Annotated in this window: 1 protein-coding gene and 1 pseudogene; one reads left to right on the top strand and one right to left on the bottom strand. The window is 48.7% G+C overall.

Annotated features, from left to right (window positions below; translation table 11 throughout):
* Positions 1–280 (top strand): annotated as a pseudogene (locus J5224_RS26490) (methyl-accepting chemotaxis protein); the annotation flags it as partial.
* A gap of 418 nt (positions 281–698) precedes the next feature.
* Here J5224_RS26490 and J5224_RS26485 read toward each other — a convergent pair.
* On the bottom strand, positions 699–1,755 hold a 1,057-nt coding region (locus J5224_RS26485; protein ID WP_264628150.1), incomplete at its 5' end, for a diguanylate cyclase.

The following is a 1,755-nucleotide window of genomic DNA, read 5'->3' as shown; positions in this document are numbered from 1 at the left end:
CGATGGCGTCAGCCAGATTAACGTCGCCGTTGGACAGATTGATACCACGACTCAGCAGAATGCTGCGTTGGTGGAAGAGTCAGCCGCGGCGGCGATGTCGCTGCAATCTCAGGCTTCGGCATTAACCCATACGGTGAGCGCATTCAAACTTAACGCCGGGGAGACGGTTGCCACGCCGTTGACCGCGCGGGAATCAACGGTTACCCGGCCTGCCAAGCCTACGCTGGCGTTAGCTACAGGCACCTCCGCACAGAATAATCAGGACTGGACCTCGTTTTGATCTCTATTTACGTTGCTCGACAGCAGAGAACCGACGAACCCGCTGCGTCCATGAAACTGATACTTGCCAAGCTGCCTGTGCGGCAGTGCACTAGCGTTTCTTTCCGCCGGATAATCTGTGATTTTCTAAACTGCCTATACGGCAGCTTAGAAATCCCGTTGATTTATAACTATGCCGCCTTAATCGTGCACTGCCGTATAGGCAGCTTAGAAAGCTGAGGGAGCCCCCACTTGCTTGCATGCACAGTGCACTGCCGAATAGGCAGCTTAGAAAATCAACCTGAAGCCGTCAGGCCCTAAACCCGCTGTTCACTGCCGTACAGGCAGTATTATTCTTTACGTAATATATCAGTGTGTTGGGAATAGATATCACCCGTAGCCAAGTAAAAGGTTACGGGGTTTTTCTTTCCCCTCCAGCACTAATCATTTTGCTGCTTATGCAGCATTAGCGCCAAATCCTCAGGGATATCCTGCACGATCACTTTATTGCGCCCAGCCTTTTTAGCGCGATACAGCGCGTTATCAGCGGTTTTTAGTGCGGCATCGATAGGCACTTCTTTCGGCAGGAAGGAGGTTACGCCAATCGAAATGGTGATGTGTTGGCAGATGGGAAAACTCATTTCTGCGACATTTTTGCGAAGCCGCTCGGCGATGACCACGGCCAGATGGATATCAATGCCGGGCAGCAGCATCAAAAACTCTTCACCGCCGGTTCGGCACACCAGATCCGTTTTGCGCGAGTTGGTTTTAAGATGCCGTCCCAGCATTTTAATCACTTCATCACCCACATCGTGCCCGTAGGTGTCATTGACATTTTTAAAGTGATCAATGTCGATAACAATCACTGAAACGACGCTGTTGTTGAGCAGCGACATTTCAATGTTTTCATGCAATCCACGCCGATTGAGCAGGCCGGTGAGCGGGTCGGTGTGAGCCTGCGAGCTGAGTTTTCCAATACGTTTATGCAGCAGAATAGTGCCCCACAGGATAACGCGCTTTAGGTGCTCAACTTCGAAATACCAGGAGGATACTGCGCGAATCTTGCTGATGACATCGGGATCGTCCATACGGCTGGCTGCCAATCCCAGCATGCGCAGCGGTTTGGCGATATAGATGGTCAGCAAGGTAATCATAAATAAAGTGATGAGCAGCACCGGAGCGCTTTTCTTGGTCACATCAATCATTACGTTATTTAATGCCTGAGTGACAATATCCTCGGTTTGTAGCGTAAGAATAATCCAATCCGCGCGTTTAACTTTGGCAAACCCGGCTAAAAATGTTGCGCCTTGTGAATCTGTCAGACGAAAATTGCCTTTATTCCCTAATAGCGCCATCTGTTTTAAAGAGTTGTCGTCTATTTTTTGCCCAATTCGATTTTTATCATGATGATAAATAATTGTGCCATCTTTATTGAGGACAAAGGTATCGTAATTATCGTCATCAAACTGCGAATTCATAAATTCATTTGTAGCATTG

Source organism: Candidatus Symbiopectobacterium sp. NZEC135 (assembly GCF_025962695.1).
This window is presented reverse-complemented; position numbering and strand designations above follow the sequence as displayed.